General features: G+C 56.3%; 25 protein-coding genes. 15 read left to right on the forward strand and 10 right to left on the reverse strand.

Going from position 1 to position 26,780, the window contains the following annotated elements; translation table 11 throughout:
- Nucleotides 1–26 precede the first annotated feature (26 nt).
- Entirely contained in the window at nucleotides 27–560 is a 534-nt protein-coding gene (locus tag TW80_RS14875) for an SRPBCC family protein (protein WP_045998249.1), read from the reverse strand.
- A 203-nt stretch (nucleotides 561–763) separates the two neighbouring features.
- Here TW80_RS14875 and TW80_RS14880 point away from each other — a divergent pair, with 203 nt between their 5' ends.
- From TW80_RS14880 to TW80_RS14915, 8 genes are read left to right on the forward strand one after another with little or no spacing between them, the layout of a single operon-like run.
- Nucleotides 764–1,951, forward strand: coding sequence for an ABC transporter substrate-binding protein (locus tag TW80_RS14880; protein WP_045998250.1), 1,188 nt, complete (start codon nucleotides 764–766; stop codon nucleotides 1,949–1,951).
- A 9-nt stretch (nucleotides 1,952–1,960) separates the two neighbouring features.
- Entirely contained in the window at nucleotides 1,961–2,944 is a 984-nt protein-coding gene (locus tag TW80_RS14885) for a YVTN family beta-propeller repeat protein (protein WP_045998251.1), read from the forward strand.
- A gap of 23 nt (nucleotides 2,945–2,967) precedes the next feature.
- Nucleotides 2,968–3,957 carry an ABC transporter substrate-binding protein gene (locus tag TW80_RS14890; RefSeq protein WP_052701020.1) on the forward strand — a complete coding sequence of 330 codons (990 nt, stop codon included), beginning with the start codon at nucleotides 2,968–2,970 and terminating at the stop codon, nucleotides 3,955–3,957.
- Nucleotides 3,957–4,694: an ABC transporter permease gene (locus tag TW80_RS14895; protein ID WP_045998387.1), complete on the forward strand. Its 738-nt coding sequence runs from the start codon at nucleotides 3,957–3,959 to the stop codon at nucleotides 4,692–4,694. The genes TW80_RS14890 and TW80_RS14895 overlap by 1 nt, the downstream gene beginning before the upstream one ends.
- Nucleotides 4,691–5,299, forward strand: coding sequence for an ABC transporter ATP-binding protein (locus TW80_RS14900; RefSeq protein ID WP_045998253.1), 609 nt, complete (start codon nucleotides 4,691–4,693; stop codon nucleotides 5,297–5,299). The genes TW80_RS14895 and TW80_RS14900 overlap by 4 nt, the downstream gene beginning before the upstream one ends.
- Nucleotides 5,296–5,721 carry a hypothetical protein gene (locus tag TW80_RS14905; protein WP_045998254.1) on the forward strand — a complete coding sequence of 142 codons (426 nt, stop codon included), beginning with the start codon at nucleotides 5,296–5,298 and terminating at the stop codon, nucleotides 5,719–5,721. The genes TW80_RS14900 and TW80_RS14905 overlap by 4 nt, the downstream gene beginning before the upstream one ends.
- Nucleotides 5,722–5,724: 3 nt before the next feature.
- Entirely contained in the window at nucleotides 5,725–6,453 is a 729-nt protein-coding gene (locus tag TW80_RS14910) for an ABC transporter ATP-binding protein (RefSeq protein ID WP_045998255.1), read from the forward strand.
- Nucleotides 6,450–7,244, forward strand: a complete 795-nt coding sequence (locus tag TW80_RS14915; protein ID WP_045998256.1) for an ABC transporter permease — start codon at nucleotides 6,450–6,452, stop codon at nucleotides 7,242–7,244. Before TW80_RS14910 ends, TW80_RS14915 begins: the two co-directional genes overlap by 4 nt.
- A gap of 349 nt (nucleotides 7,245–7,593) precedes the next feature.
- Here the strand turns inward: TW80_RS14915 and TW80_RS14920 are convergent, their stop codons facing one another.
- The 3 genes from TW80_RS14920 to TW80_RS14930 are packed head-to-tail and all read right to left on the reverse strand — an operon-like array spanning nucleotide 7,594 to nucleotide 9,608.
- Complete coding sequence (locus tag TW80_RS14920; RefSeq protein WP_045998257.1) at nucleotides 7,594–8,049, reverse strand: RpiB/LacA/LacB family sugar-phosphate isomerase; 456 nt, start codon at nucleotides 8,047–8,049, stop codon at nucleotides 7,594–7,596.
- An 18-nt stretch (nucleotides 8,050–8,067) separates the two neighbouring features.
- On the reverse strand, nucleotides 8,068–8,832 hold the full coding sequence (locus TW80_RS14925) for a triose-phosphate isomerase (protein ID WP_045998258.1): 765 nt from the start codon (nucleotides 8,830–8,832) through the stop codon (nucleotides 8,068–8,070).
- Nucleotides 8,829–9,608 carry a DeoR/GlpR family DNA-binding transcription regulator gene (locus tag TW80_RS14930; RefSeq protein ID WP_045998388.1) on the reverse strand — a complete coding sequence of 260 codons (780 nt, stop codon included), beginning with the start codon at nucleotides 9,606–9,608 and terminating at the stop codon, nucleotides 8,829–8,831. Before TW80_RS14930 ends, TW80_RS14925 begins: the two co-directional genes overlap by 4 nt.
- Nucleotides 9,609–9,732: 124 nt before the next feature.
- Here TW80_RS14930 and tkt point away from each other — a divergent pair, with 124 nt between their 5' ends.
- The 3 genes from tkt to fba are packed head-to-tail and all read left to right on the forward strand — an operon-like array spanning nucleotide 9,733 to nucleotide 13,815.
- Entirely contained in the window at nucleotides 9,733–11,760 is a 2,028-nt protein-coding gene (tkt, locus tag TW80_RS14935; RefSeq protein WP_084625821.1) for a transketolase, read from the forward strand.
- 3 nt (nucleotides 11,761–11,763) lie between these two features.
- Entirely contained in the window at nucleotides 11,764–12,771 is a 1,008-nt protein-coding gene (locus TW80_RS14940) for a class 1 fructose-bisphosphatase (RefSeq protein ID WP_045998259.1), read from the forward strand.
- Nucleotides 12,772–12,780: 9 nt separating this feature from the next.
- On the forward strand, nucleotides 12,781–13,815 hold the full coding sequence (gene fba / locus TW80_RS14945; RefSeq protein WP_045998260.1) for a class II fructose-bisphosphate aldolase: 1,035 nt from the start codon (nucleotides 12,781–12,783) through the stop codon (nucleotides 13,813–13,815).
- A 6-nt stretch (nucleotides 13,816–13,821) separates the two neighbouring features.
- Here the strand turns inward: fba and TW80_RS14950 are convergent, their stop codons facing one another.
- From TW80_RS14950 to TW80_RS14965, 4 genes are all read right to left on the reverse strand, one after another.
- Entirely contained in the window at nucleotides 13,822–14,778 is a 957-nt protein-coding gene (locus TW80_RS14950) for a sugar-binding transcriptional regulator (protein ID WP_045998261.1), read from the reverse strand.
- A 378-nt stretch (nucleotides 14,779–15,156) separates the two neighbouring features.
- Complete coding sequence (locus TW80_RS14955) at nucleotides 15,157–16,089, reverse strand: TIM barrel protein (protein ID WP_045998262.1); 933 nt, start codon at nucleotides 16,087–16,089, stop codon at nucleotides 15,157–15,159.
- Nucleotide 16,090: 1 nt separating this feature from the next.
- Complete coding sequence (locus tag TW80_RS14960; protein ID WP_045998263.1) at nucleotides 16,091–17,602, reverse strand: glycerol-3-phosphate dehydrogenase; 1,512 nt, start codon at nucleotides 17,600–17,602, stop codon at nucleotides 16,091–16,093.
- The gene (locus TW80_RS14965; RefSeq protein ID WP_045998264.1) at nucleotides 17,599–19,209 is read right to left on the reverse strand and encodes an FGGY-family carbohydrate kinase; all 1,611 of its coding nucleotides are present in this window, start codon (nucleotides 19,207–19,209) and stop codon (nucleotides 17,599–17,601) included. The genes TW80_RS14960 and TW80_RS14965 overlap by 4 nt, the downstream gene beginning before the upstream one ends.
- Nucleotides 19,210–19,674: 465 nt before the next feature.
- Between TW80_RS14965 and TW80_RS14970 the strand changes: the two genes are divergently transcribed.
- From TW80_RS14970 to TW80_RS14985, 4 genes are all read left to right on the forward strand, one after another.
- The gene (locus TW80_RS14970) at nucleotides 19,675–20,331 is read left to right on the forward strand and encodes a DUF2291 family protein (RefSeq protein WP_045998265.1); all 657 of its coding nucleotides are present in this window, start codon (nucleotides 19,675–19,677) and stop codon (nucleotides 20,329–20,331) included.
- Complete coding sequence (locus tag TW80_RS14975; RefSeq protein ID WP_045998266.1) at nucleotides 20,328–21,881, forward strand: sugar ABC transporter ATP-binding protein; 1,554 nt, start codon at nucleotides 20,328–20,330, stop codon at nucleotides 21,879–21,881. Before TW80_RS14970 ends, TW80_RS14975 begins: the two co-directional genes overlap by 4 nt.
- Nucleotides 21,882–21,897: 16 nt before the next feature.
- Nucleotides 21,898–22,935, forward strand: coding sequence for an ABC transporter permease (locus TW80_RS14980; protein ID WP_045998267.1), 1,038 nt, complete (start codon nucleotides 21,898–21,900; stop codon nucleotides 22,933–22,935).
- Between the two features lie 100 nt (nucleotides 22,936–23,035).
- Nucleotides 23,036–24,007: a D-ribose ABC transporter substrate-binding protein gene (locus tag TW80_RS14985; protein ID WP_045998268.1), complete on the forward strand. Its 972-nt coding sequence runs from the start codon at nucleotides 23,036–23,038 to the stop codon at nucleotides 24,005–24,007.
- Nucleotides 24,008–24,592: 585 nt separating this feature from the next.
- Here TW80_RS14985 and TW80_RS18555 read toward each other — a convergent pair.
- A complete protein-coding gene (locus tag TW80_RS18555) occupies nucleotides 24,593–24,886 on the reverse strand; it encodes an imm11 family protein (RefSeq protein WP_446720140.1) in 294 nt (97 codons plus the stop codon).
- Between the two features lie 455 nt (nucleotides 24,887–25,341).
- On the reverse strand, nucleotides 25,342–26,775 hold the full coding sequence (locus tag TW80_RS14995) for an FAD-binding oxidoreductase (RefSeq protein WP_045998270.1): 1,434 nt from the start codon (nucleotides 26,773–26,775) through the stop codon (nucleotides 25,342–25,344).
- Nucleotides 26,776–26,780 lie beyond the last annotated feature (5 nt).

Below are 26,780 nucleotides of genomic sequence, written 5' to 3' on the forward strand. Positions count from 1 at the left end.
TTAAAATCGAAACGACAAAACGCCGCTTAGCTACCAAAGCGGGCAACAAGCGCATCCAAGCCAGCCTGATAAACGGCGGTAACCGCCGCAATTGCGGCTTCGTCGTTCAGTTCGGGCGGTGGATCATTGTTCGGGTAGCCACGGTAAAACGCACCGCGCCATTCGACCAGTGACCCACCACCCTCCGTCGCCGTAACCGTTATGTGAGAGGAATAATTTGTAACAGGTAACACGTCGACGGATACCTCGGTGATCCGGTACGAATAGCTCATTTTTTCGGCGTCGTATTTGTACAGGATTTCATCAATTGTCGGACCACCCTCTTCGCCCAGCACCAACAGGCGCGTTGCGTCAATTTCGTTGCCACCTGCCCCGGTGCTTGAATAAACAGCCGGATGCCAGCTCATATCTTGGAAATCGCCGACAACGCCCCAGACCTCGGACGGCGGGGCCGCGACCTCGGCGGTGAGCGTGATTTTCTGACGTGTCGGCCCATGCGCATGCGCGGCAATCGGCAAACAAGCGGCAATTAGAATAAGACTTCTTCGGTTAATTTTCATCGGCTGGCTCTTGCGTAGGAAACGGTAAATGCCACCTGAAGCAGATCAGGCACCATAGCCCTACGACCGTAGCGGACCCCGACAGATGCTGACAATAAGCCTAAAGTATCGGTTTTTTTAGAAACTGAATCAGTGCAGCATCCGCAAAGGGACTGAAATAAACCGATTTTTCCGGAATATTTCTCAAGGGGGTACGCCAATAAATGAAGGGTTTTGCACGGTTCGTCACGTCGATTGCTTGCCTGATTGGCACAGCAATCAGTGCGTATGCGCTTGAGATCAACACCGCAGTACTGCGGGTGGATTACCCGTCATTACTGCCAATCTCGCGATTTGATCTGACGCCAGATGATATCGGCTTTGCAGGTGGCGTATTAGCTGACGAGGACAATCAGACCACCGGGAACTTCATGGGTATGACGTTTGCGACCCGCTATGTGGCCACGTCCCCAGAGGAATTGGACGAAACGCTACGCGGGCTACTGGGTGATGGCATTGATCTGCTCGTTGTGATGGCAAATGCACAGGACCTGCTGACAGTCGCAGATCAAGCGGGGCCCGATGTCTTGGTGCTCAACGCGACCAGCCGTGACATGTCGGTACGCGATGATCAATGCCGCGCCAACTTACTTCATGTCGCGCCTAGTGAAATGATGCTTGCGGATGCGGTGATGCAATTCGCGATTTGGAAGCAATGGAACGAGGTGTTCCTGATCCAAGGATCCAACCCTACGGATCAGGCATTGGGTGATGCCTATCGTCGGGCGGCGACAAAATTTGGAGCTGACATCGTCGAAGAGCGCGAATTCGAGGACACCGGCGGATCGCGTCGAACCGACACGGGCCATGTTCTTGTGCAGCGTCAAATCCCTGTCTTTACCCAAGGTGCCGAGGATCACGACGTCATTATCGCGGCGGATAACTCTGACCTATTCGCGCTCTATTTGCCTTACCACCTGTGGACACCCCGGCCCGTCATGGGGTCAGGCGGTCTGCGCCCAGTAACAATGCACGCCGCCCACGAGGCATGGGGGGCCACCCAATTTCAGCGCCGATTTGAAGAAAACTCAGGGCGTTATGTCCAAGAGGCCGACTATGAAGTCTGGCTCGCACTGCGCGTGATCGGAGAGGCGGTCATTCGGATCAATCAGGCCGATCCGGCAGCGCTGCGCGAATATATTCTAAGCGATGCGTTTGAATTAGCCGCCTTTAAGGGCCGCAAGGTCAACTTTCGCCCGTGGAACGGCCAATTGCGCCAACCCGTCCTGCTCACCGATAGCAAGCTTACTGTCAGCGTCTCACCCCAAGACGGTTTCCTTCATCAGGTCTCGACGCTTGATACGCTTGGGCTTGATCAACCCGAGAGCGCCTGCACCGCCTTTACGCAATAGGATAGCACCATGTTCAAATCGTCATTTGCCGCCGCAATCTGCTTTGCTTGCACAACGCTCGCCAGTCCAGCCCTTGCTAATAAGGTGTTTGTCAGCAACGAACGCGGAAATACCATTACGGTGATCGACAGCGATACATGGGAGGTCATCGAAGAGTTCCCCGGCGGTAATCGCCCGCGTGGCATCGGGATCAGCCCTGACGGCAAGTTCCTGTATGTTTGTTCCTCAGATGACGACACAGTGCGTGTTTTTGACACTGAAACCTATGCGGAACTCTGGACCCTTCCCTCTGGGCCAGACCCAGAGCTGTTCACGATCCATCCCAGTGGGGATTATCTGTATATCGCGAACGAAGACGATAACCTCGTGACGGTCGTCGATACCCAAAGCCGCACGGTTGTGGCTGAAATCCCGGTTGGTGTGGAACCCGAAGGCATGGCGATCAGCCCTGATGCAGCCTTTGTGATTAACACGTCTGAAACCACCAATATGGCGCATTTCATCGACACCGCAGACTATCAAATCAAACACAATATTCTGGTCGATCAGCGCCCTCGCTACGCAGTCTACACCGACGACGGGTCTAAACTGTTTGTCAGCTCTGAAATTGGTGGCACCGTCAGTGTTATTGACCCGCTGGCGGCAAACGGACCAGAGCTGACTAGCAAGATCAGCTTTGAAGTGGCGGGCGTTCAGCCAGAGTGGCTTCAGCCTGTCGGCATGCGCGTGACCGCCGATAACAAATGGCTTTTCGTGGCGCTGGGCCCTGCCAATCGGGTCGCGGTGATCGACGTCGAAACGCTTGAGGTTGTTGACTACATTCTTGTCGGCCAACGGGTCTGGCAGATGGATTTCACACCGGGCCAAGAGTTTCTAATCACGACCAATGGCAATTCCAATGACGTCACAGTCATCGACGTGGATCGACAGCAAGCCATCAAATCCATTCAAGTCGGAGAGCAACCCTGGGGCGTTGCGGTCACACCTGACTAGGCATCATCGGGGGAGGAATACAGATGATAACGAACATATGCCGCAGGGCCTTTGTGGCGCTCGCACTGGCCACGGCAACTTGTGCGCCATTCGGGGCCGCAGCCCAAACCGATCTGCCGACAATCCGCGCTGCTGTCTTGAAAATCGGTACGGTGAATTGGGAACTCGACACCATTACGCATAACGGATTTGACCGAGACAATGGGTTCATTCTGGATGTGCAACCCTATGCCGATAACGGCGCCACGCGTGTCGCCCTCGAAGGGGGAGAGGCTGATCTGGCCGTCGCGGATTGGATTTGGGTCGCCCGACAGCGTGCAGCAGGCAAAGACTATGTCTTTATCCCCTATTCCAAAGCCGTTGGCGGGCTTGTCGTTCCTGCTGATAGCACCGCCGAAACGCTACAAGACCTTGCTGGCGGGCGTATCGGTATCGCGGGCGGTCCCGTTGACAAAAGCTGGCTAATCTTACGCGCCTATGCGCAACAAGAATATGGCATGGACTTAGCGGCCGAGACCGAACAAGTCTTTGGCGCGCCACCGCTCATCTTCCAGAGTGCGCTGGGCGGAGAAACGGACGGAGCCATTAATTTCTGGCACTTCCTCGCAAAAATGAAGGCTGCGGGGATGCGCCAGATTATCTCAGTCGAAGACGCCTCTATCGCGCTTGGGCTCGACCCCGAAGTGCCTTTGTTGGGCTACGTCATGAAAGAAAGCTTTATCACTGAAAATCCCGGTATTGCTGCCGCTTTGTACGGTGCGTCGCGCGACGCCAAAGATTTGCTGGCCGCAGATGATGCCGCATGGGATCGTATTCGCCCCATCATGAATGCACAAAGTGACGCGCAATTTGAAACGCTCCGCGCCGATTTCCGTGCGGGTATACCGCAACCGGGCGCCGTGAACATCGAAAGCGCAGATCGCATGCTACGCCTCATGGCAGCACTGGGCGGTGAACGGCTGGTTGGAGAGGCAACGTCATTGCCGGACGGCCTGTTTGTACCCATCGAGTGATGACAGTCCGGGCGATTTCGATTTTGGGATTATTGGGGTTTTGGTTCGCGGTCGCGGCCATTGCCGCAAACCCTACCGTCTTGCCAATGCCCCAAGACCTCATCGCGCCGATCAGCCAAGAAATCGCGACAGGTGAGCTGCCCTATCACCTTGGGATGACGTTGATCCGCGTAGTTTGGGCATTTGCGCTTGCGATGGGGCTGGGCTGCATTCTGGGGCTTGTCATGGGGCTATTCCCGACGATTGATCGCTGGCTGGACCCTTGGCTTGTGGTCTTTTTGAACCTTCCTGCATTGGTCCTGATCGTGCTGTGTTATTTATGGATCGGGTTGAATGAAACGGCGGCCATCACGGCTGTGACGCTGAACAAAATCCCAAATGTCACTACGATCATTCGCGAAGGTGCCAGATCGCTTAACCCCGATCTATCAGCCATGGCCAAAGTATTCGGCATGCGAAAATCCGCAATACTGCGGCATATCATTCTACCCCAGCTTGGTCCATTTGTGACAGGCGCTGCACGATCAGGCATCGCTGTGATTTGGAAGATCGTTCTCGTCGTTGAATTCTTGGGCAGATCAAATGGGATTGGGTTTCAGATCCACCTTTATTTTCAGCTATTCGATGTGGCTTTGGTTCTTGTCTATGCGCTTTCGTTTATCGCTGTGATGCTATTGGTTGAATGGGTCATCTTGCAGCCATGGGAACGCCGCGCCCGACGCTGGAGGCAAGCATGATCAACGTCGATGTGCAAAGCAAGAGCTACGGCAACACACAGGTTCTACGTGACATTCACCTGTCACTAGAACGCGGAGACGCACTCGCGATCTTGGGCGCTTCGGGGATCGGCAAAACCACATTGCTACGGATCATCGCTGGCATAGATACAAAATATGACGGTGTGATTGAACGCCCCGAAAATATCGGAATTGTTTTCCAAGAGCCAACGTTGCTGCCTTGGCGGTCTGTTTTTGACAACATCAAACTGGTCCACCCCAGCCGTACCAATGATGCGATCCACGCCATGCTGCGCGATGTCGGATTGTCGGGCAAGGCCGAGATGTTCCCCGGCCAGCTCTCTTTGGGGCAGCAACGCCGATTGTCACTGGCACGCGGCTTTGCCGGACAACCCGAGCTACTGATTTTGGACGAACCATTCGTTTCGCTGGACCAAGCAACCGCTGACGACATGCTGAGCCTGACCAAACGGCTCATCGACAAGACTGAACCGACGACAATTTTCGTCACTCATAACATGGCCGAGGCAGCCACATTAGCCACCCAAGTCATGACCCTGCAGGGAGAACCTGCAACATTACACAACGGAGGAGACCCACAATGAAACTCATTTCAATTCTTGCTGCCCTCGCCTTGGCTACGCCGACTTTTGCGCATGATTTTGGCTTTGCCGGTATTCTATCCAACAACAACAAAGAAGACCTTGAACCGCTGACGCTTTCGGTTGGGAAACCCATCGCCGAAGCGCCCCTGATGCTGAAATCAGGCACCGCGTATGAAATCGAAATCGAGGCCGACGGCACCGGCGAACTCGCTCTTGAGGGGGCTGGTTTCTTTCGCGCGATTTGGATCAATGAGATCGTGATCAACGGGCTAGAGATCCGGCCGCTCGGGATCGATAGCGTCGAGTTCGACGAGGCAGGTACAATGGAGATTGAATTCATTGCGATTAAACCCGGCACATATGAACTTCGCCAACCCGGCTCGACCGGCGAAGGGCAGCGCGTTCAAATCGTGATCCAATAACCTATGCAGCCCCTCAGCGTACAAAATCTATCCTATCACTACGGCGCCAAAGCCGCGTTAAAAGACGTGAGCTTTGAGCTGAGCACGGGTCGCTTTTGTGCGCTGCTTGGGCCAAATGGCGCAGGCAAATCTACGCTGTTTTCGCTTTTGACCAGATTGTTCGTGACCAAACAGGGCCAGATCACAATTGCGGGCCATGACCTCAGCCGTAAACCCCGCGCCGCGCTGGCCCAGCTTGGTGTCGTGTTTCAACAACAAACGCTCGATCTGGACATGTCTGTGACACAAAATCTACGGTATTTTGCGGCGCTACAGGGCCTTTCAGGGCGCAGTGCACAACACCGTATTGATGCTGTCCTTGATCGGCTATCGATGCGCGAACGCGCCACCGAAAAGGTCCGCCGTCTGAATGGTGGTCACCGCCGCCGCATGGAGATTGCCCGTGCCCTGATCCATGAACCCCAAGTTCTCTTGCTTGATGAACCAACTGTTGGGCTGGACAGCGCCACCCGAAAATCAATCACCGATCACGTCCATGATCTGGCCGCGGACGGCATGACGGTGCTTTGGGCGACCCACCTCGTGGACGAAATTCACCCCAAAGACGATGTCGTCATCTTGCATCAAGGCAAAATACGCAAACAAGATACCGCAAGGGCAATCGCCGGGTCAGGAACGCTGATTGATGCCTTTATGGACATGACCCAACAAACCCCAGAGCCAAGCCTATGAAGCCATACCTTGTCTCTTTACAGGCGATTACCGCACGCGAAGCAATGCGCTTTGTGAACCAGCGCGCACGTTTTTTGGCCGCATTGGTACGTCCGTTGGTTTGGCTTTTGGTTTTTGCCGCCGGTTTTCGAGCAGCACTGGGTTTGTCGATTATCCCCCCATACCAGACCTACATCACCTACGAGGTTTATATCGTTCCGGGGCTATGCGGGATGATCCAACTATTTAATGGGATGCAGTCCTCTCTTAGCCTCGTTTACGACCGTGAAATGGGGTCGATGCGCCTACTATTAACGAGCCCCCTGCCCCGTTGGTGGTTGCTGTTTTGCAAACTCTTGGCAGGCGTTGCTGTCTCCATCCTGCAAGTCTATGCATTTCTGGCCATCGCTGCGCTGTTTGGCATTCACCTGCCCTTGATGGGCTATATCTACGTGCTCCCCGCGCTCGTGATCACTGGGCTAATGCTAGGCGCGCTTGGCTTGCTGATTTCATCAACAATCAAACAACTCGAGAATTTCGCTGGCGTCATGAATTTCGTGATCTTCCCGATGTTCTTTCTGTCCAGCGCGCTCTACCCACTATGGAAAATGGCCGAAAGCTCACCACTGCTACGCGATATATGCGCCCTTAACCCATTCAGCCACGCAGTCGAACTCATCCGCTTTGCGCTCTACGAACAGCTCAACCTCACGGCCCTGCTCTGGGTCTGCCTTTCATTCGCGGTCTTCCTCGGCGGCAGCCTCATCGGCTATGACCCGGCTTTTGGTGCAAGCCGGCCAAGAAGGGGCTAAGGCATCCTCCAACTATCCTGAGACCATCCATGATTGGCATCGCCCGCACAACGTCTGGCTCAAGCCAGCTACGTGTCCTACACGCGAAAACGCGGCTGCGCATCAAATCGAACCATCCGCCGTCATGTTCGACGCTTCATACAATTGACACCCGCTTAGTCAGCTAGATCCTACCTGCACCGCGACCATGATCAAACACGCGAGCGTGCGCATATTGCGCCTACCACGGAGCGCACCATGTATGTCGTTACGTGGAAGGCTGCGCGAGATGACCAATGATAAGCGTCGGTTGGAAAAGGCAGGCATTCCTTATCCATAACTTAAGTCGCAAGTGCCTGACGATGGCTTCTCAGACCGCGTGGTATTTCGCATCCACGTCGTTGATGGCTTGCACGTTCCCGGTCGAACTACCGGCGGGGTCAAAGCTGGCGGTCAGGAAAGCATCAGCAATGTCTTTGGCCAGTTCGGCCCCGATTACGCGCGCACCCATGGTGATGATCTGGGCGTTGTTAGATGTAGCGGCCTTGCCCGCTGAGTAGGTGTCGTGACACTGGGCGGCGCGGATGCCCGGCACCTTATTGGCAGCGAGACACACGCCGATGCCCGTACCGCAAACCAGAATGGCACGGTCGAATTCGCCCGCGACCACAGCCGAGCCAACACGATCGGACAGAATGGCGTAAAAGGCGTCGGGGCCGTCTGGGGTTTCGGAGAGGTTTTCCACCTCATATGTTGTTGAAAGGTACTCTGAGAGAGCTTTGGCAAGGTCTTTACCAGCGCTATCGCCTGCGACTGCAATTTTCATGTTTTATCCTTCCTAGAGTTAGATGACGGTTGCGCAGCGGTTAAGGATGTCGAGGTAACCCTCGACGCCCCAAGCCGATCGCCCGATGAACAGCCCGTCGATATGCGGACAGCGGATCAGCTCCTCGCAGTTCTCGGGATTTACCGAACCGCCGTAGAGACAGGGTACCTTTCGCCCCAGCACGTCCTGAGCGACCGCAATGATCTCTGCCTGCCGCGCATCAGCGTAATCTGAGGTTGCGGGGATGCCGTTAACGCCAATGGCCCAAACGGGTTCATAGGCGAGCAAGATCGGCGCGGCTCTCTGAGGCTCTGACAGCTTGCCAAGCGCCCCGCGCACCTGCGCCTCAAGCACCTCAGCCGCGCGGCCCGCATTGCGTTCTTCCAGCGTCTCACCAATACAAATTAGCGGAATAAGACCGTGACGCACGGCAGCTTCGGTTTTCAGGCCGACTGTCTCGTCGGTTTCTCCAAAATGCTCGCGGCGCTCAGAGTGGCCCAATTCAATAATGTCGAGACTGCAGTCTTTAAGTTGGAGCGGAGAGACTTCGCCCGTCCAAGCCCCTTGGTCGTCCCAATGCATATTCTGTGCCCCGACAAGAACGTCAGAATCGGCGAGTAGGGATTTGACCTCGCGCACGGCGGTAAAGGAAGGAATCACAAATCGTTGGATCCGCGACGACGGGCTGGTGGTTGCAGCGAGGGCAGAGGCAAAATCCTGCGCCTCGCTCAATGTCTTGTTCATTTTCCAGCTGGTCCCAACCCAGAAGTCGCGTCGTGTCATGTGTGTGTCTCGTGTGATTTTGTGATGGTGAGTGTGATGCCCGCCGCATCAAGCGCCGCTTTGGCCTCGGACGCGGGGGTAGCATCTGTGATGATGTGGTCGAACTCCGTCAGATCGGCGAGCTGATGCAGCGCGGCCTTGCCAAAACGGGCGTGGTTCACGAGCAAACAAGTTGTCTGCGCCTGATCCATCATCGCCCGTTTGGAGCGCAGAACGTCATCATCCATGTGATAGACTTTTGTACCCGAGACCGCCGGCGTCGAGATAAAGGCGATATCGGCACGAAGACGCGACAGAGCATCTTCGGTGACCTTACCCAGGTAGGCGTTGAACTTGCTCGAATAGAGCCCACCAAGCGCCAGAAGGGTAATGCCCGCTTCAGCCTTGAGCGCATCGATAACCGCACCATTATTGGTGATTACAGTCAGGGGCCGCTTCGCGGTGCATGCCTTCCCAAGGATCGCAGCAAGCGAACCGTCATTGATCATCACCGTCATTCCCGGCTCGATCAGCGCGAGTGCGGCGTGGGCCATTGCGGTCTTTTCCGTGGCTCCTTGGCGTTCGCGGAAACGGAAGTCGCTTTCAAAACGGGTTCCCGATTGAATCGTCGCTCCACCACGGATTTTGCGGAGCAAACCCTCGCTTTCAAGTTCATCGAGATCACGGTGGATCGTCATTTTGGACACAGCAAAGCGCTCCGCCAAGCTATCGAGCTCAACCTCTCCTTCTGCGACCAGAAGGTCCATAATCGCTTGCTGCCTATCATCGCGTTTCATATCGCGCTCCTTCATTCATAACATTTCACATCACATAAATCTCGTCAATAATGTTAATTTGAGATTTTATATTGTGATAACTCAGGCCTCCCGTTATCACTACCGCAAACTGGAGGAGGACAGAATGACCATTGATTCGAGTGTTTCACTGATATCCAAGGCCCGCGCCCGTGATCCCCAAGGCTTTGATCTGGCCAACTGCATACGCGCCCTTTCGATTGACGCCATTGAGGCGGCCAAATCCGGCCACCCCGGAGCGCCGATGGGTATGGCAGATGCTGCTGTCGCACTATTTGCCGATCACCTGAAGTTTGACGCGTCCACCCCAGATTGGGCTGACCGTGATCGCGTAGTATTGTCCAATGGTCACGCCTCCATGCTGCTTTACTCACTGCTGCACCTGACGGGCTATGCGGACATGACGCTCGACCAGATTCGTAACTTCCGCCAACTCGGCGCGAAAACGGCGGGGCACCCCGAGTTCGGCCATGCTAAAGGGATCGAAACGACCACAGGTCCATTGGGTCAAGGCATTGCCACAGCAGTCGGCATGGCTATGGCCGAACGGGCGTTGGCCGCCGAATTCGGCGACGAACTGGTCGATCATTACACGTATGTGTTCCTTGGTGATGGGTGTCTGCAGGAGGGGATCGGACAAGAGGCGATTTCGCTCGCTGGCCATCTCGGTCTCGGCAAGCTGATCGTTCTGTATGATGACAACCAGATCACCATTGATGGTCCGACCTCTGTATCCTTTTCAGAAGATGTACCCGCGCGCCTAAAGGCATGCGGTTGGCATGTAGTAAGCTGTGATGGCCATGACATTTCAGCCGTATCTGAAGCAATTTCGCAAGGTAAGCAGGAGACCGCGAAGCCCACGCTGATCGCTATGAAAACCACTATCGGCTTCGGCTCTCCTAACAAGGCAGGCAAATCGTCGTCTCACGGCTCTCCGCTCGGCACCGAGGAGGCCGCAGCAACCAAGGCAGCATTGGGCTGGACGCAAGCCCCATTTGAAATACCCTCCGACCTTGCCTTAAAATGGAAGGAAATCGGAGCGCGAGGCGCTGAGGCACGTGCGGCGTGGGAAGGTCGTCTGGATACCTCCGCGCAAAAGGCCGAGTTTGAGCGCCGTATGAGTGGCGCATTGCCGGCAGCGTATGACGCAGCGGTCAAGGCTGCCCGCGCCGCTCTCTTTGCAGATCCGAAAAAGGTTGCTACCCGCAAAGCGAGTCAAATGGCGCTTGACGCGCTGGCCCCCACCTTGCCCGAGTTGATCGGCGGCTCCGCTGACTTGACGGGGTCGAATCTGACCCGCGTGCCAGCGGTCGACAGCCAGTTCTCTGCCAAAAGCGGCGGACGATATGTGGGCTATGGCGTGCGCGAGTTCGGCATGGCTGCAGCGATGAACGGGATGAATACGCACGGCGGCTTGAAGCCATATGGCGGCACCTTCCTCGTCTTCTCCGACTACGCCCGCAACGCGATCCGGCTATCGGCACTCATGGGGGTCGGAACGATATATGTTATGACACACGATTCCATCGGCCTGGGCGAGGACGGCCCGACCCACCAGCCAGTCGAGCACCTGGCCTCGCTTCGGGCAATTCCAAACCTACATACCTTCCGCCCCGCTGATACGGTAGAAACACTGGAGTGTTGGGATATTGCACTCCGCGCCGCGACAAAGCCCTCGCTGCTCGCGCTCTCGCGTCAAGGGGTGCCACAACTGCGCCTTGACGAGACGGGTGAAAACTTGTCGGCCAAGGGCGCCTATGTGATCCGCAGCTTCGGCGAGACCCGCGATGTGACAGTCTTGTCCACGGGCACCGAAGTAAGCCTCTGCGTCGAAGCCGCAGAGGAACTTGCAGCAGAGGGTCTTGGCGTAGCCGTTGTCTCCATGCCCTCATGGGAATTGTTCGAGGCACAATTGCCCGAGTATCGTGCCGAGGTGCTCGGCACCGCACCGCGCATCGCGGTCGAGGCCGCAAGCAAGTTCGGCTGGACCCGCTATGTCGACAGTGAAGACGATGTGATCGGCATGAATGGCTTCGGCGCCTCTGGCCCTGCCGAGGAACTGTATGAAACATTCGGAATCACGCGAGAGGCCATCGTTTCCAAGGCGCATAGCGCCGCAAAGCGACAAGGCTGAGCTATGGACCACTTAGCAATGCCACTAAAAAACGACGGCGCGATAACTGCGCCGTCGCTTGCAGAATACATAGATGCTGCTGTGGCACGTGGCGCCGTTGAACAAGAGTTGGCCGACCTAATTATGGTCTTTGCGCAAGGTTCGATCCCGATTGCGGCGCGATTGGCACAAGGACATCTGACAGGCGATCCCACCGCAAAAATCGGGAAAAACACCTCGGGCGATGCCCAAAAGGCACTCGATTGGGGCGCGCATGAGCACTACCTCACAGCCTTTGAAACTGTCTCGGTAGCGCATGTGCTCTCCGAGGAGGAGGAAGAAGTCCTGATCATGGACCCCGCTGCGCTCTATGACGTGGCTATGGACCCAATCGACGGATCGGGTAGCATCGGCATCGGAGCTCCGCTCGGTGCCCTTTTCGGCGTCTTTCCCAACAGTGGCACCTTTCTACGCCAAGGAACGGAGATGATCGCGGCAGCCTATGTGTCTTTCGGCCATAGCCTCGATTTTGGGTTCAGCTTCGGCAGTGGCGTCGTGATTGCAACCTATGATGCGGCAACGGAGCAGTTCTATATCGCGGATGAAGGCGTGACGCTCCAGCCTCAGACAAGCACAATCGCCTTCAATGCTTCCAACACACGGCGCTGGCCACAAGGGCTACAAACCTATGTGGCCGATCTGCTGGACGGCAAAGAAGGGCCGCGAACGCGTGATTTCAACATGCGTTGGATCGCCGCGGCTGTGGGCGATCTGCACCGTATTCTGCGCCGTGGCGGGTTGTTCATGTATCCCGCCGACTCGCGCCCGGGCTATCAGGACGGCTTTCTCAGGCTCACCTATGAGGCCTTTCCGATCGCCTATCTCATTGAGCAGGCAGGAGGTCGAGCGAGCAACGGATACGCCCGGATCCTGCAACTTACCCCGAGCGAGAACCATTCCCGCGTGCCGCTATTTTTTGGCAGCGTCAATGAGATGGACACGCTCGAAAGTTACCTGAATTCAAAAATATAGGAGACCCTAATGGCTAGAATTACCCTTCGCCAATTGCTCGATCATGCTGCCGAAAACGACTATGCAGTACCTGCATTCAACATGTCCAACATGGAGCAGGGTCTCGCCATCATGACGGCGGCTAACGAGACTGGATCACCGGTGATCTTGCAAGCCAGCCGCGGTGCACGGGCCTACGCCCATGACACCGTACTTGCGAAACTGATCGATGCATTGGCCGAAATCTATCCGCATATCCCGCTGTGTATGCATCTTGATCACGGCAACAACCTCGCCACCTGTGTGACGGCTGTGCAGCATGGGTTCACCTCAGTAATGATGGACGGCTCGCTCAAGGAAGATGGGAGCACCCCTGCCGATTTCGCCTATAACGTTGATATTACCCGCCGAGTAGTCGAGATGGCTCATGCGGCGGGTGTATCTGTCGAAGGTGAGCTAGGTGTGCTGGGCTCACTAGAGACCGGCATGGGCGATCAAGAAGACGGTCACGGTGCAACCGAGAAACTGTCGCACGAGCAGCTTTTGACCGATCCCGAAGAAGCCGAGCGTTTTGTGGCGGAGACCGGTGTAGATGCGCTCGCTGTTGCTATGGGCACCAGTCATGGGGCGTACAAATTCACCCGGCAGCCCGATCGTGATGTGCTGGCAATGGATGTGATCGAGGCGATTCACCAGCGCCTACCCAACACCCATCTTGTGATGCATGGCTCGTCGTCGGTGCCGCAGGACTTGTGCGCGCAAATCAACGAATACGGTGGCGATATTAAGCCGACATGGGGCGTCCCGCTCGAGGAAATCCAGCGCGGCATTCGCCACGGTGTGCGCAAGGTCAACGTAGACACCGATCTACGTCTGGCGGCGACCTCGGCCATTCGCAAGACGCTGATCAGTGACCCATCGGAATTCGATCCGCGCAAATACCTCAAACCCGCCATGGCGAGCATGCAGCAACAATGCAGGATCAAATTTGAAGCCTTCGGCACTGCAGGACAAGCTGAAAAGATCCGCGTAAACTCCCTCGCTAGGATGGCAGCAAGCTACTGACGCACGTTACAATTTAAGTAGTGCGCGGGCGGTTCGCTCATCGGTGATCAATCCCGAGAGCCGCCCGCTGCGCAAAACCGCACTGATGGCCGCGACCTTTGATGGGCCGCCAGCTAAAGCGATGATGCGGCTTTCGTGCGCGCCAGCAAGTGTAACCGCCAAAGTGCGAGAGGTCAGTGTGGTTTCGATCGCGTTACCATCCTTGTCGAAGAAGTGCCCGAGCATCTCGCCTTTGGCCCCTGCCTGGCTGATTTGCGATATCTCGTCAGGTTCGATCATACCCGAGGTCACAAGCTGGGTTTCCGTTTCAACAGTGCCGATCCCAACAATTTTGAGCGGCGCCGCCTCTGCCATTTCGAAGACCTCTGCAACACCCCTCTGCGAGAGGAGCACCTCTCGGTCATCAGAGGTATTCGCAAAGAATGGCACAGGCATGACATAGGCCTGGGCACCCGTCTTTTCGGCGAGCAAGTGCATCACGTCATGCGGGTTAGCGGCAAAGTTACGGGTCAACCCACCGAGTAGCGAAACAAAGCGCAGCCCCTTTGTCGTCATGCTCGGCATCGTGCGCACCGCCTCTGCGAGCGTCCGGCCGTGGCCAATACCGATAATCATTTGATTGTCCGCCTCGAGCCATTGCTGGATCCGAGCCGCCCCTGCAAGCCCAAGCGCGCGCAGCGGTAGCCCGTCTTCTTCGAGGTCAGGAGCGACATTGCAGGTCTCTAGACCGAACCTCTCCGACAGCTGGTTTTCGAGTTCGATACATTCGACGATATCGCCCTCGATGCTGACCTTAACCGCCCCTTCTGCGACGACTTTCTGGATCAATCGGTGGGCTTTCACCGAAGGGACGCCAAGACGTTTGGCCACTTCGGTTTGCCGCAATCCGCCGACGTAATAGAGCCACGCGGCGCGGATCGCCATGGAGTGTTCGTCATCTTGGTGTGCGCGATCGCGGGCCATTCAGGATCTCATATTTTACTCGTCGGGTGCGACATTTAACCAGTTTTGCGCGCCCATACACAATAGTTTTTGCAAGCAGCAGTCGCCGCTTGCCGCTCAAATCAAATCTTCGGTTCGGCTCCACGTTGCGGTTTCTTCGCCCTTAATAACAATATAGCCCCGATAGACGTAGATTTGCTCTTCGGTCGGTTGGAAATCGGGCGGGTCAACAGAGGCCGCTAGGTCAAGGCACCGGTATCCAGTTGCGACTACATCAGGTCATCTAGGGCACAATTTGCTCCCAGCTTTTACCTCCGGAGGGGCGTGTCACCCTGCGCTACGAACTTGAGATTTATGGCGGATGGTCACAGGAAACGCCTGCGCCCTTCGGTACATTCATCAGACCTTCAAATCCGCTGCTCCGCTGTCGATATGCGGCGCCCAGAACGCAACGCTTTCGGCGATCTGCGCGATCACCAGTCGATCATTGGGCTCTCGCTCTTTAAAGCTGAGTTCGAGACAGATCTCGTTGTCTACCGCCCCTCCTTCGGCAAAGGCCGCGAGCAAGGGGGTGGGCTGAATCGCACCTTTGGCGTTGAACTCGGCTGTAAAGGGGCGGTGGCCCGACTTGTCCATCATCGACTGTTTGATGTGAATGATCGGGCTGACTTGCGGAACAGCCCGCGCCCAAGTATAGGGATCGGTGTCCTCTGGATTGCTCGAGGTCACATCACCATGATCGATATCGGCCATCATTCGCATCGGGATCGCCATATCAGCGGCGGTGAGACGGTCTTGCAACGCCATGCTAGCCGCTATTGTCTCGCCGAATTCACGTCCGACGCTCATCGGCTCCCAGAATACATAGTCTAACCCTGCCGCCTTCGCGTGTTCAGCAACCTCCGCCCAACAGTCGATCGCGATCTCGATCAGCTCTTCGCGGCGAACCTCATCATCGAAGTCCTTATAAGTGAAAATCGCAAACTGCGTTCCGACCGATTTTGCCCCGAGATCTCCGACGATATCGGCAAAGGTTTTGAACCAGTCCACATAATAGCGCCGTACGTCCGTAACGGGGTGGCCGAAATGATTAAGTCGCCCATATGGCCCCGTCATTCCCGAGGTCACACGTGCGCCCGTGCGCTCCAACGCGCGATCCATCTCGCGGGTAAGGCGGCGGATCAGAGAGGCAGGCCAACTGGGATTGATGAACTCATGGGTTAGCTGGATATCACGAATTCGGATATCGCGGGCGATGGCCTCGATCAGGTCATCGGGTTCTGCAAAGCGATTGACCAGCGGATTGGTGTTGAGTGAGAGGGAGAGCGCCATCTTATGCAATCTCCGCCATATTTTCGTCGAACCATGTCGCAAAGGCGGTGATCTCAGCCTCTGTCATTATGAGGCGGTTTTTGGTCCGCCTCCAAATCACGTCCTCGGCGGTTTGTGCCCATTCATTTTCAACCAGATAACGAACCTCAGCCTCATAGAGGAACCCGCCGAAATGCTGGCCCAGACCATTCGTATTCTTGGCCTCGCCCACGATCTGTACGGTCAACGTTCCATAGCGCCGCCCGTAGTATTCGCGTAATTCGCGGCTCATCCACGGGAACTGGGCCTTGAGCGTATCACGGAACTGGTCGTAGTCTGCATTCGCCATATCCCCACCGGGGAGCGGAGCAGTTTCGGTCCAGTCGCCTCCCATGTTTGGAAAGAATTTGTCTAGTCCGTGAATGCCGCGCTCGGCCAATTCGCGGTAAGTGGTAATCTTGCCGCCAAAGATATTAAGCAGCGGTGCGCCGCCAGTCTCATCAAGATCAAACACGTAATCGCGGGTCACAGCAGAGGGGTTGCCTTGCCCGTCATCAAAGAGCGGGCGCACGCCTGAGAAGGTTTCCAGTACGTCCTCGCAGCGCAGTTTTTCCTTAAAGTAGCGGTTCACAGCGCCGAGCAAGTAGTCGACCTCGCTATCGTCGCAGCTGACATCCTCGGCCCGTCCGTCATAAGAAATATCTGTGGTACCGATCAGCGCTTTGTCGCCCTCGTAAGCATTGATGAAGATCACGCGCTTGTCGTCATTTTGCACCAAATAGCTGTGCGGACCGTCCCAGAACTTTTTGGTGATGATGTGCGAACCTTTGACTAGGCGCACATTTCTGGCGGAATTAGCCCCCGCCACACGCGTCAGCACATCCGTGACCCACGGACCCGCAGCATTCACGAGCACCTTGGCGGTAAACTCACGCGTTTCGCCCGTCACCGTGTTCTTTGTCGTCACATGCCACTGCCCGTCCTCGCGGCGCGCCGAGATGGCGGGCGAGCGGGTCAAAACGACCGCCCCCTTGTGCGCGGCATCCACGGCATTGAGTACCACAAGGCGGGCATCATCGACCCAGCAGTCCGAATACTCAAATCCGCGCTTATATTGATCCATAATCGGTGCACCCTCGGGGTCTCGGCGCAGGTTGAGCGTGCGTGTTCCTGGCAGTTTATTGCGCCCGCCAAGATGATCATAAAGGAACAGGCCAAGACGGACGAGCCACGCAGGTCGGTCCTGTGGGCTGTGAGGCAGCACAAAACGCAGCGGCCAGATGATATGCGGTGCGGCGTTCATCAGCACTTCGCGCTCGATCAGCGCTTCGCGCACCAATCGGAACTCGTAATATTCAAGGTAGCGCAGTCCGCCATGGACAAGCTTGCCCGAGCGCGACGATGTACCCTCGGCCAGATCATCCTTTTCACACAGGACTACGGAAAGCCCTCGCCCGGCCGCATCACGAGCAAAGCCTGCGCCGTTGATGCCGCCACCAATGACAAAAAGATCGACGTGTTCGGGTGTATTCATTTCTTTACTTCCTTGAACGCGGAGCCAAGCTCGCGGCTGTTTGGATCTGAGCCATTTCTGTGCGCGGCCAACCCATGCCAAACAGGCACAAGGGCGCGGCGCGAAGACTGATAGGATTGGAATAGAGAGCCATAGGTGCGCACGAGGGCAGCGTCAGGCACCTCAGGTTCGCCCAAGAGAGGCGTTACCCACGTGGCCACGCAGTCTTCCATGGTCGGGTATGCACCGATGGCGACAGCGGCCATCATCGCAGCGCCCGCCGCTCCTGCCTCTTCACGGAAGGATATACGCACGGGGGTATCGAGCGCGCCTGCGAGCACTGATCTCAGGGCCGAGGACCGCGCGGCCCCACCCGTCAGACGTAACTCAGATGGCATCGCCCCCATTGCTGCATAACAATCGCGGGCCGCCATCCCGAGCCCCTCGATCACGGCGCGCACAATGTCGCCAAAGCGGTGCTGTGACGTCATGCCAATGAGGCCCGCGCGAGCCGTGGCATCGACAAACGGACCCCGCTCGCCTGCATCTGAGATATAGGGGTGATAGACCAGTTGCCCGACCTCGGACCCAGCCATCCAACGATCGATCCGCGCCACGAGCTCGGCGTGGCAAACAGTCGTACCGAATTCTTCAAGTAGATCGCCCGCCATGGCCAAAACCCAATCGAGGTTCAGAGTCGCGGCCATATTGGTCTGAACCTGCGTCACCATATTTTGCGCAGGCAGGCAGATCACGTAGCCGGTGCCTTCGTCATTGAGCACCACCTTATCAGAAGTCACGGCACGCATGTGAACCCCCGTCGAGCCAACGGTAGAACATGCCGCGCCCCGATCGCCCGTGTGTACGCCTGCGCCAAGTGCAGTCATCACCATATCCACATAACCGAGCGAGACCGGCGTGCCGGCGAGTAACCCCGTTTGGGCGGCTGCACCTTCCGACAACGGATGTGTAACTTCGGTCCCATCTATGATTTCAGGCAATAAGGAGCGGCGGTGCGCCAGCCCAAGAGCATCAATAACCGTGTCGCTATATTGGCGAGTGCGAAAGTCGCCGAACGTAAAGGACGCTTCTGAAGGGTCAGTCGCCCGCTGACCTGTCAGCTTGAAATATAGCCAGTCCTTGCAGTGAAAGGCAGTCGCAGTGCCGTTCAAAATCTCGGGATGATGACAATCCATATGTGCCAGTTGGGCACCCTGCTGGCACGTATTGAGCCCGGTCCCGGTCCGCTCGAATCGCGCGCGATCTTGTTGTGAACCCGACAACGTGGCGACTGTGGGCGCCGCACGCGCATCAAGCCATAGCCAGGCGTCCGTTACTGGATCCCCCTTGTCGTCGATCAGCCATGTACCGTCACCCTGCGCCGTCACGGATAGCGCAGCACAACGAGCAGCCAGCCCTTCGACTTTCTCTCCGAGCCCGCGCAGAGCGGTCGCACAATCGTCCCATGTGCGCCCCAAAGGTTGGGTCGCGCCGCCATCAGAATGAGACGTATAGGCATTGCGCACAGCAGCACTGGCGAGTTGGCGGCCTGCAAAATCGAATGCGACGGCTTTGATCACAGACGTTCCTGCATCAATACCAACAATGATGTCGCGCGAAATCCCCACGACGTTCCTCCTCCACTTTTTGCACCCAGTGATCAGCGGGCGACACCCTTCCTCAAGGGCTAATCTGCGAGCGGCATACGAGTCTCTCCAGCCGTTCGATCTTCTGAACGTCTAGCAGAAAAAAATATCAGTGTCTGATTTTTTTTACAGACACGGCATTTTTTTTCACTTAAGGTCTTTTCAGACGCTGAGGCAGTCAGGGCACCTGATTTGCAAGCAGCGCGCTGAAAAAACACAGATTTTCGCAAGAGAATCGGGATGTGGATTTTCAGATGAGGGGAGGAGATGTTGCGCGCTCGTTGACGCGGCGCTGCGAAATGTCTGCCACATTATTTATCGTAACCGCGCCTTGCGCGGGGCGAAGTCAGTATTGTTTCGGGCGGCTCCTTGCTGCGCGGAGCAACCTGCCCTTTGCGCCATGAAGGAGCTTCATGGGGTGAGCGGCGGGAAACGAGAGGAAGCGCAATGGCAACGGGTAGTTCGATGAAAGCAGTCAAGCAGACACGCTCCAAGGCAAGATGGATTCTGCCTCTATGTGCAGCGGTTGTGCTCGGGGCCATGGCGCTCGATACCAAGGTCGTGCGTATTGGCTCTGAAGAGGATCTTCGTCAGCAGGCCTTCAATCCAGACCGCTTTGGCACGGATACTTTCCCGCGGATTCGCGACTATGTAATCGGCAAGGCGCCCGCGGCCCCAGCACTCTATGAGGCTCTGGTCGCTGACAAGGATGCCGCAATTGACGAGTTCGGCACAAAAGCAGGCATCGGCGCCGTAATGCCCGTGACCTTCACAGGCGTTCTTGGTGAGGTGAAAGCAGGTATATTCGACGTCAGCATCGACGGTCTGCCTGAAAACGTCCGCGTGCGTCTTCAATCCGGTCCCGCTGTCAACGGCACTGACTTGCGAGATGTGACAGGCGATATCGCGTTCGGCGCGTTCAAGAACCAGATTGAGTATCAGGATGCAGGTTCGGGTATCAATCGCGCCATGTCGTCCGAGGTGCTCGAGGGGCTTGATCGCGACACACTGATTGGCAAGACGGTGACTGTGACGGGGGCCTTTACCCTGATCAACCCACGCAACTGGCTGGTAACACCCGTGGCTTTCGAGGTGGCACAATGATGTCACCTACCTATGAAGAAACACCGACCGAGACCCCGGATGTCGCTGAGATTGTTTTAGCTGCGCGACATGTGACCAAATCATTCGGTCCTGTGATGGCACTCAAGGGCGTGAACTTTGACGTCCACCGCGGGCACGTGACAACCCTGTTCGGGGAAAACGGTGCGGGAAAATCAACCCTGATGAAGATCCTGTCGGGTGTTCAAAAGCCGACCACCGGGAAGATCATTCTCGACAGTCAACCCGTCGAATTGGGCAGCACCACCGAAGCGCAGGAGCTAGGGATTTGCATCATTCACCAAGAGTTATCCCTCGCTCCGAACCTGACGGTGCGCGACAATATCTTTATGGGGCGCGAAATCCGTGGACGCTTTGGCGTCGATTTCGCTGAAGAAGAGCGTCAGGTCCGCAAACTCATGGAGGAGCTGGAAGAAGACATCGACCCGCTCGCCAAGGTCGAAGATCTGCGTCTGGGTCAGCAGCAGATCGTCGAGATTGCCCGCGCCCTGTCCGTCGACGCCCGCATCCTGATCATGGACGAGCCAACATCCGCGCTGTCCGCTGCCGAAGTCGAAGTACTGTTCAAGGTTATCCACGACCTCAAGGCGAAGGGCGTGTCCATCGTCTACATCTCGCACCACCTCGAAGAGGCCCTGACGATTACCGATCACGCGGTGGTATTGCGGGATGGGACGATGACGGCCTACGCTCCACGCGCAGAGATCGATCTTGAATGGATCGTGTGCAACATGGTCGGAGAGAATTTCGACCTCGGCAGCCCGCCTACCGGCTACGATTTCGGCGCACCTGCGCTATCGATCAAGGGGCTGTCCGTACCCTCGCATACCGATGGCGAATTGGCCGTTGATGCGATGGATCTCGATGTGAAAGCGGGCGAGATTGTTTGTATATACGGCCTTATGGGCGCGGGGCGCACCGAATTGCTCGAATGTGCTGCCGGCCGGATCAAGCCGGTAGCGGGATCAGTGGAATTACACGGGCACAATGTGTCGAAGCTGACAATTTCCGACCGTATCCAGTCGGGTCTGGTGCTAGTGCCCGAGGACCGTCAACGCGACGGACTGGTTCAGACCATGACCGTGGGCCGCAACCTATCGCTTGCCTCGATTCAGAATTTTACCCGCGGGCTTTTCACGTCGCGCAGACAAGAGGCGGAAATCGTCGAGGATTCAATTCGCGATGTGACCGTAAAGACCGACGGTCCCAGCGCGATGATCGGCTCGCTCTCGGGCGGTAACCAGCAAAAGGTCGTCATCGGCAAGATGCTGGTCACTGATCCCTCAGTCATAATGCTCGACGAGCCCTCTCGCGGGATCGACATCGGGGCCAAGGCCGAGGTGTTCCGAATTCTAGCCGAGCGCGCCCGCGAGGGGCTAGCGGTCATCTACACCACATCCGAAGTCAGTGAATGTCTGTCGATCGCCCATCGGATCATTGTGATGCGGCGCGGAAAGATCTCTGCGGAGTTCTCACACGACACAACAAAAGAAGCGATCATGGCCGCCTCGGGCGAGTCACTGGTCCATTAACGCAGGGAAAGAGATCATGTCGGCCACCAGCACAAACGGCACTGCCGCAGCCAAGAAATCAGGCTCCTTTAGCCTTATCAAAGTCCTTCTCGAGGGGCGGGCATTCTTTGCCTTGATCGCGATTATCATCGCGTTCTCGTCGATGTCGCCGAACTATGCCTCGGTCGGCAACTTCCTGATCATGGCCAACCACGTTGCGATCTTTGGCCTCTTGGCCATCGGGATGCTTCTGGTCATCCTAAACGGCGGGATCGATCTGTCGGTCGGTTCCGTGCTCGGCCTGTCAGGGGTCTTCGCAGGCTGGCTGATGCAGGGTGTCGAAGTAGGTAGCGTCATCGTCTATCCGCCAGTCTGGGCCGTGGTTGTTCTGACGCTCTGCGTGGGCGCAACCGTGGGTCTGGTGAACGGCATCCTTGTTGCTTTTTTCAACGTACCCGCCTTTGTTGCAACCCTTGGCTCGCTCTATGTTGCACGTGGTGTTGGCCTACTGATGACCAATGGTCTGACCTACAACAACCTGTCGGGCGACCCCTCGCTCGGGAACACGGGCTTCGACTGGCTTGGCTTCAACCGCCTAGCCTCTGTGCCAATCGGCGTAATCATTTTTACCGTAATCGCAGTGGCAACAGCACTTCTGCTCACCCGTTCCGCTTTCGGCCGCTGGCTCTATGCCTCGGGTGGAAACGAACGCGCCGCCCAGCTATCGGGCGTTCCCGTCAAGCGCGTGCAAGTCATTGTCTATATGCTGTCAGGCGTCTGTGCATCCGTGGCCGGCCTCGTGCTCAGCTCGCAGCTCACTTCTGCGGGCCCGACAGCAGGCACCACCTACGAGCTGACCGCCATTGCGGCAGTTGTCATCGGCGGGGCAGCCCTGACTGGCGGACGCGGCACGGTGCTCGGAACGGTCCTTGGCGCATTCGTCATTGGCTTTCTGTCTGATGGCCTCGTGATCATCGGCGTCTCAGCCTACTGGCAGACCGTCTTTACTGGTGCAGTCATCGTTCTCGCCGTGCTGCTGAACTCCATCCAATACAGTGGCACGCGTCGCAGCTGAGCCACTGCACATCCGTTCACTTTACATCCTGGGCAGAGGAGACCCCGGAGGTGAAAAACCGCCCACCCAAGGGCATCAAATCCACAAGGGAGACCACTACATGTTCAAATTCACCAAACGCGCTTTCATTGCCGGCGTTGCAAGCCTACCGCTGATGGCAAACGCGGCGTGGGCCGATGGGCTAATCTCGATCATCATCAACGATCCCGCGAACCCCTACTGGTTCACCGAAGGCGAAGTGGCCAAAGCCACAGCAGAGGAACTGGGCTACGAGGCCAATGTTGCTGCCCACAAAGGGGACACCAACGCCGAGAGCACGCTGATCGACACTGCAATCACGAACAAAGCGGCTGCGATCATTCTCGACCCTGCAAATGCTGACGGGTCTATTGGTGCCGTGCGCAAGGCCGTCGACGCGGGCATCCCGGTCTTCCTCGTGAACGCGGAAATCAACGAGCCAGGACTGGCAATTGCACAGCTTGTGTCAAACAACGCCCAAGGTGCGGCTATGGGAGCGATCCAGTGGATCGATTACGTCAACACATCCCCGCGCTATCTCGAAACCGATGCAGCCAACTACGTCGAGTTCTTCGGCAACCCGTCCGACAACAATGCGGCGACCCGCTCGAACGGCTATGAAACTGTGATTTCGCAATACCCAGAGATGACCAAGCTCGCCGAAGAAGTGGCCAACTGGGACCGCACCCAAGGCTACACGAAGATGCAGTCCCTCATCCAAGCGAACGATGACATCGACGCTGTGATCGCAGGAAACGATGAAATGGCTCTGGGCGCAATCGCAGCCCTCAAAGAAGCAGGCAGACTGGACGGCGTAGTCGTCGGCGGTTTTGACGGCTCTCCCGATGCGGTTGATGCAGTGAAAGCAGGCGAGCTCGCCTACACCGTGCTACAGCCCGTGGCCGTCTTTTCCGAAGCCGCTGTGCGTCAGGCAGATTACTACATCAAGAACGGCTCCCCGATGGTCGAAGACGAAAAGCAACTCTTTGACTGCATACTGATCACGGCAGACAACGCATCCAACTACACGGCTCCGTTTGTTCTGTCCAAATAATCACGATCCCTCCCGAAAAGAGGCGTCCAATCGGGCGCCTCTTTTTGCGCGTCTTAGCATAGAGGATAGGGTCCAGTGGACAAGCTGTGGGCCGAACCACAAATGAAGCTTGTATTTCGTTTCTGATGCGCTAACCGATGGCCGCCGGTTTCGTATTTTGACCGTGGTGGACGGCAACACCCGAAAGAACCTGGAGCTGATTGCCGAGCTAGGCACACAAAACACTATCATTTCGGCCAATGGCACTCAGGTAGCCAATGACTAAGAGGCCAAGTTATGCGAGGTCTAACAGCATCCAAACCGGTCTGGCTGTACACGTACAGCAACACTTTTTTGCGGCTGAAATACTCTTGATTTTTGGTACTTCATGACCGCGCTGATACCTAACCTGCAATTTCCCGACAGGTAACTTGCAATTTATCGAACCAATACGTGCTGCGCGGGTCAAAGCCGTCATTCATAGAGCTTGTATCGATTTCCAGCTTTCCGCTTCCTATTGTGTCAAAAAATATCAGCAAATGCGTGATACCTATCGAAAGATGAAAATGCTGACACAGAAATTCTTTCTAGATATTTATCGTTTCATCAAATTTGGTAGTATTTTGTGAAACCAAGCCCTGTGAAGTCGGCCTTTTGTAGGGCGTCAAAAAGATCATTGCTGACCATGCGACCTATTGAGGCCCGGTCGCGCCATGCGTGACGCGGCCCGATACGGTGCGAGTCATATACGCGCCGATCATTCCCGTCATAGGCTGGCATATATTTTGCACTATCGGCCACGGGCGGCACACATAGATCCTTCGCAAGCGTGTCCAGACGATTGCAAATATAAAAGATGTAACGTTCAGCGATGACTTTCCCGCGTTGCTCAACCTGAATAGGAAAAAACTAGTGAACGCCTGGCTCAAAACTTTCCACAATCTCTTTGAAGCGCTCAGTGACAAGAAGGCCTCCACCCCACATATTATCAATGTCGAAAAGAGGACGCCCTTCGTTTCCTTTCCGTCGTAGCCGCGTAGGCATATGGGTCGGATCAACGGGCCGCCCACTATTTCCGCTGTTGAATGTGACAGCATATTTGCCGTCTTGGCTACTGTCTATTAGCTCAAGCTTTTTATAGGCACCGTCAATCGGCTCCAGGATTTCTGAATGCTTTAGGTCCACACGTGGATCGTTGCTACCACCTGCAATATGATATGGCACCTCGTCTTTCTCTACCTTTGTTCGACTAGCTGGAACTGACGTTACCTAGAATGAACAACCTTTGAAAGCTGTGACTCAAACACCAAGCAGCATTCGTGGGTTTGGGCTCTTGTCTGCCGTTTGGTTGGACACTACCTCGCCTCCGCCGCATCCAGACTACCGCGCAGTACCGCGCCCGGGTTCATGATCCCTTGTGGGTCCAGTGCGTTTTTGATTGCGCGTAGCATGGCCAGTTTGGCAGGGTCGCCGTATTTTTCTAGATCTGAGACTTTCAACCGACCGATACCGTGTTCTGCACTGACTGACCCTTCCATTTCTGCCACGAGGTCATGCACCGTTTGCTTTACGGCTCCGCGCAAGGCGTCGTATTCATCGCGACGACGACCATGGGCTGGGAATACGTTATAGTGCAGGTTTCCATCGCCGAGGTGGCCAAAACAGTTGATACGAAAATCACCAACTTTGGCCAAAGCTTTTCCGCCTTTTTCGATGAAATCAGGAATTACGCTGAGCGGCAGCGCAATATCATGCGAGCTCACGGAACCGATCCTGCGGTTGGCTTCGGGGATGTTCTCGCGAATGTCCCAGAGTTCTTGACGCTGTGCACGGCTTTGCGCGATCACGCCATCGGTAACCAGCCCCTGTTCAAACCCTGCTTCAAATAGCCCTTCCAAAGCGTCTTCGGGGCTAAGACCCGCAGGCAGTCCCACATCAATCAGCACAGACCAATCGGGAATTTCTGTAAATGGCTGCCGCAGGTCCGGACCAACCTCGGCGAGAAAATCCAACCCTTGCCGGTGAATAATCTCAAAGGCGGATATCCCGTCACCGATACGCGCACCGGCGAGCGCGAGCAGGTCAAGCGCGGCTTGTGGCGATGGCACCGCCATCATCGCGGCACCGATCCCGACGGGGCGCGGTGCAAGCTTCAGCGCGGCTGCGGTGATAATCCCAAGTGTCCCTTCGGCACCGATCATAAGATCGCGCAGATCGTAGCCAGTGTTGTCTTTGCGCAGGCGGGTCAGGCCGTTCCAGATACTGCCATCAGGGCGCACGACCTCTAACCCCAAACACAGCGCGCGGGCGTTACCGTAACGCAAGACATTCACGCCACCAGCATTCGTCGACAGCAATCCCCCGATCCGGGCGGAGCCTTCTGAAGCCAGCGACAGCGGAAACAGGCGATCCACATCTGCGGCCGCGTTTTGCACATCGGCCAAGATGACCCCAGCATCGCAGACCAAGACGTTCTCGGTCGGGTAGACCGCACGAATTGTATTCATCCGTTCGAGCGAAATCACCACAGGTTTGGGCCCGCTGTCCGTCAATTGACCACCCACTAATCCCGTGCCGCCGCCGTAGGGGATGATCCCGACCTGCGCTTTGGAACAGGCTTTGACGATGGTTGCAACCTCTTGGGTGCTGGCTGGCGCAACGACCAAACCATGCCCGGCCCATCGCCCACGTGGTTCAGACATATAGGGTGCGGTATCTTCTTTGAAGGTGCTGGCTGGAAGCTCCGCGCGCAGGCTGGCCTCAAACTCTGGCGTCACAGGGTTCAGCATGATCC

Source organism: Loktanella sp. S4079 (genome assembly GCF_000967725.1).
Classification (GTDB): domain Bacteria; phylum Pseudomonadota; class Alphaproteobacteria; order Rhodobacterales; family Rhodobacteraceae; genus Yoonia.

Excerpts from the sequence above, each read along its gene's own strand:
- TW80_RS14985 (WP_045998268.1), top strand. The coding sequence starts at position 23,036 with ATGTTCAAATTCACCAAACGCGCTTTCATTGCCGGCGTTGCAAGCCTA.
- TW80_RS14950 (WP_045998261.1), bottom strand. The coding sequence starts at position 14,778 with ATGGCCCGCGATCGCGCACACCAAGATGACGAACACTCCATGGCGATC.
- TW80_RS14875 (WP_045998249.1), bottom strand. The coding sequence starts at position 560 with ATGAAAATTAACCGAAGAAGTCTTATTCTAATTGCCGCTTGTTTGCCG.
- TW80_RS14905 (WP_045998254.1), top strand. The coding sequence starts at position 5,296 with ATGAAACTCATTTCAATTCTTGCTGCCCTCGCCTTGGCTACGCCGACT.
- TW80_RS14960 (WP_045998263.1), bottom strand. The coding sequence starts at position 17,602 with ATGAATACACCCGAACACGTCGATCTTTTTGTCATTGGTGGCGGCATC.
- TW80_RS14920 (WP_045998257.1), bottom strand. The coding sequence starts at position 8,049 with ATGAAAATTGCAGTCGCAGGCGATAGCGCTGGTAAAGACCTTGCCAAA.
- fba (WP_045998260.1), top strand. The coding sequence starts at position 12,781 with ATGGCTAGAATTACCCTTCGCCAATTGCTCGATCATGCTGCCGAAAAC.
- TW80_RS14880 (WP_045998250.1), top strand. The coding sequence starts at position 764 with ATGAAGGGTTTTGCACGGTTCGTCACGTCGATTGCTTGCCTGATTGGC.
- TW80_RS14975 (WP_045998266.1), top strand. The coding sequence starts at position 20,328 with ATGATGTCACCTACCTATGAAGAAACACCGACCGAGACCCCGGATGTC.
- TW80_RS14980 (WP_045998267.1), top strand. The coding sequence starts at position 21,898 with ATGTCGGCCACCAGCACAAACGGCACTGCCGCAGCCAAGAAATCAGGC.
- TW80_RS14900 (WP_045998253.1), top strand. The coding sequence starts at position 4,691 with ATGATCAACGTCGATGTGCAAAGCAAGAGCTACGGCAACACACAGGTT.
- TW80_RS14895 (WP_045998387.1), top strand. The coding sequence starts at position 3,957 with ATGACAGTCCGGGCGATTTCGATTTTGGGATTATTGGGGTTTTGGTTC.
- TW80_RS14930 (WP_045998388.1), bottom strand. The coding sequence starts at position 9,608 with ATGAAACGCGATGATAGGCAGCAAGCGATTATGGACCTTCTGGTCGCA.
- TW80_RS14915 (WP_045998256.1), top strand. The coding sequence starts at position 6,450 with ATGAAGCCATACCTTGTCTCTTTACAGGCGATTACCGCACGCGAAGCA.
- TW80_RS14955 (WP_045998262.1), bottom strand. The coding sequence starts at position 16,089 with ATGGCGCTCTCCCTCTCACTCAACACCAATCCGCTGGTCAATCGCTTT.
- TW80_RS14970 (WP_045998265.1), top strand. The coding sequence starts at position 19,675 with ATGGCAACGGGTAGTTCGATGAAAGCAGTCAAGCAGACACGCTCCAAG.
- TW80_RS14925 (WP_045998258.1), bottom strand. The coding sequence starts at position 8,832 with ATGACACGACGCGACTTCTGGGTTGGGACCAGCTGGAAAATGAACAAG.
- TW80_RS14940 (WP_045998259.1), top strand. The coding sequence starts at position 11,764 with ATGGACCACTTAGCAATGCCACTAAAAAACGACGGCGCGATAACTGCG.
- tkt (WP_084625821.1), top strand. The coding sequence starts at position 9,733 with ATGACCATTGATTCGAGTGTTTCACTGATATCCAAGGCCCGCGCCCGT.
- TW80_RS14995 (WP_045998270.1), bottom strand. The coding sequence starts at position 26,775 with ATGCTGAACCCTGTGACGCCAGAGTTTGAGGCCAGCCTGCGCGCGGAG.
- TW80_RS14890 (WP_052701020.1), top strand. The coding sequence starts at position 2,968 with ATGATAACGAACATATGCCGCAGGGCCTTTGTGGCGCTCGCACTGGCC.
- TW80_RS14885 (WP_045998251.1), top strand. The coding sequence starts at position 1,961 with ATGTTCAAATCGTCATTTGCCGCCGCAATCTGCTTTGCTTGCACAACG.
- TW80_RS14910 (WP_045998255.1), top strand. The coding sequence starts at position 5,725 with ATGCAGCCCCTCAGCGTACAAAATCTATCCTATCACTACGGCGCCAAA.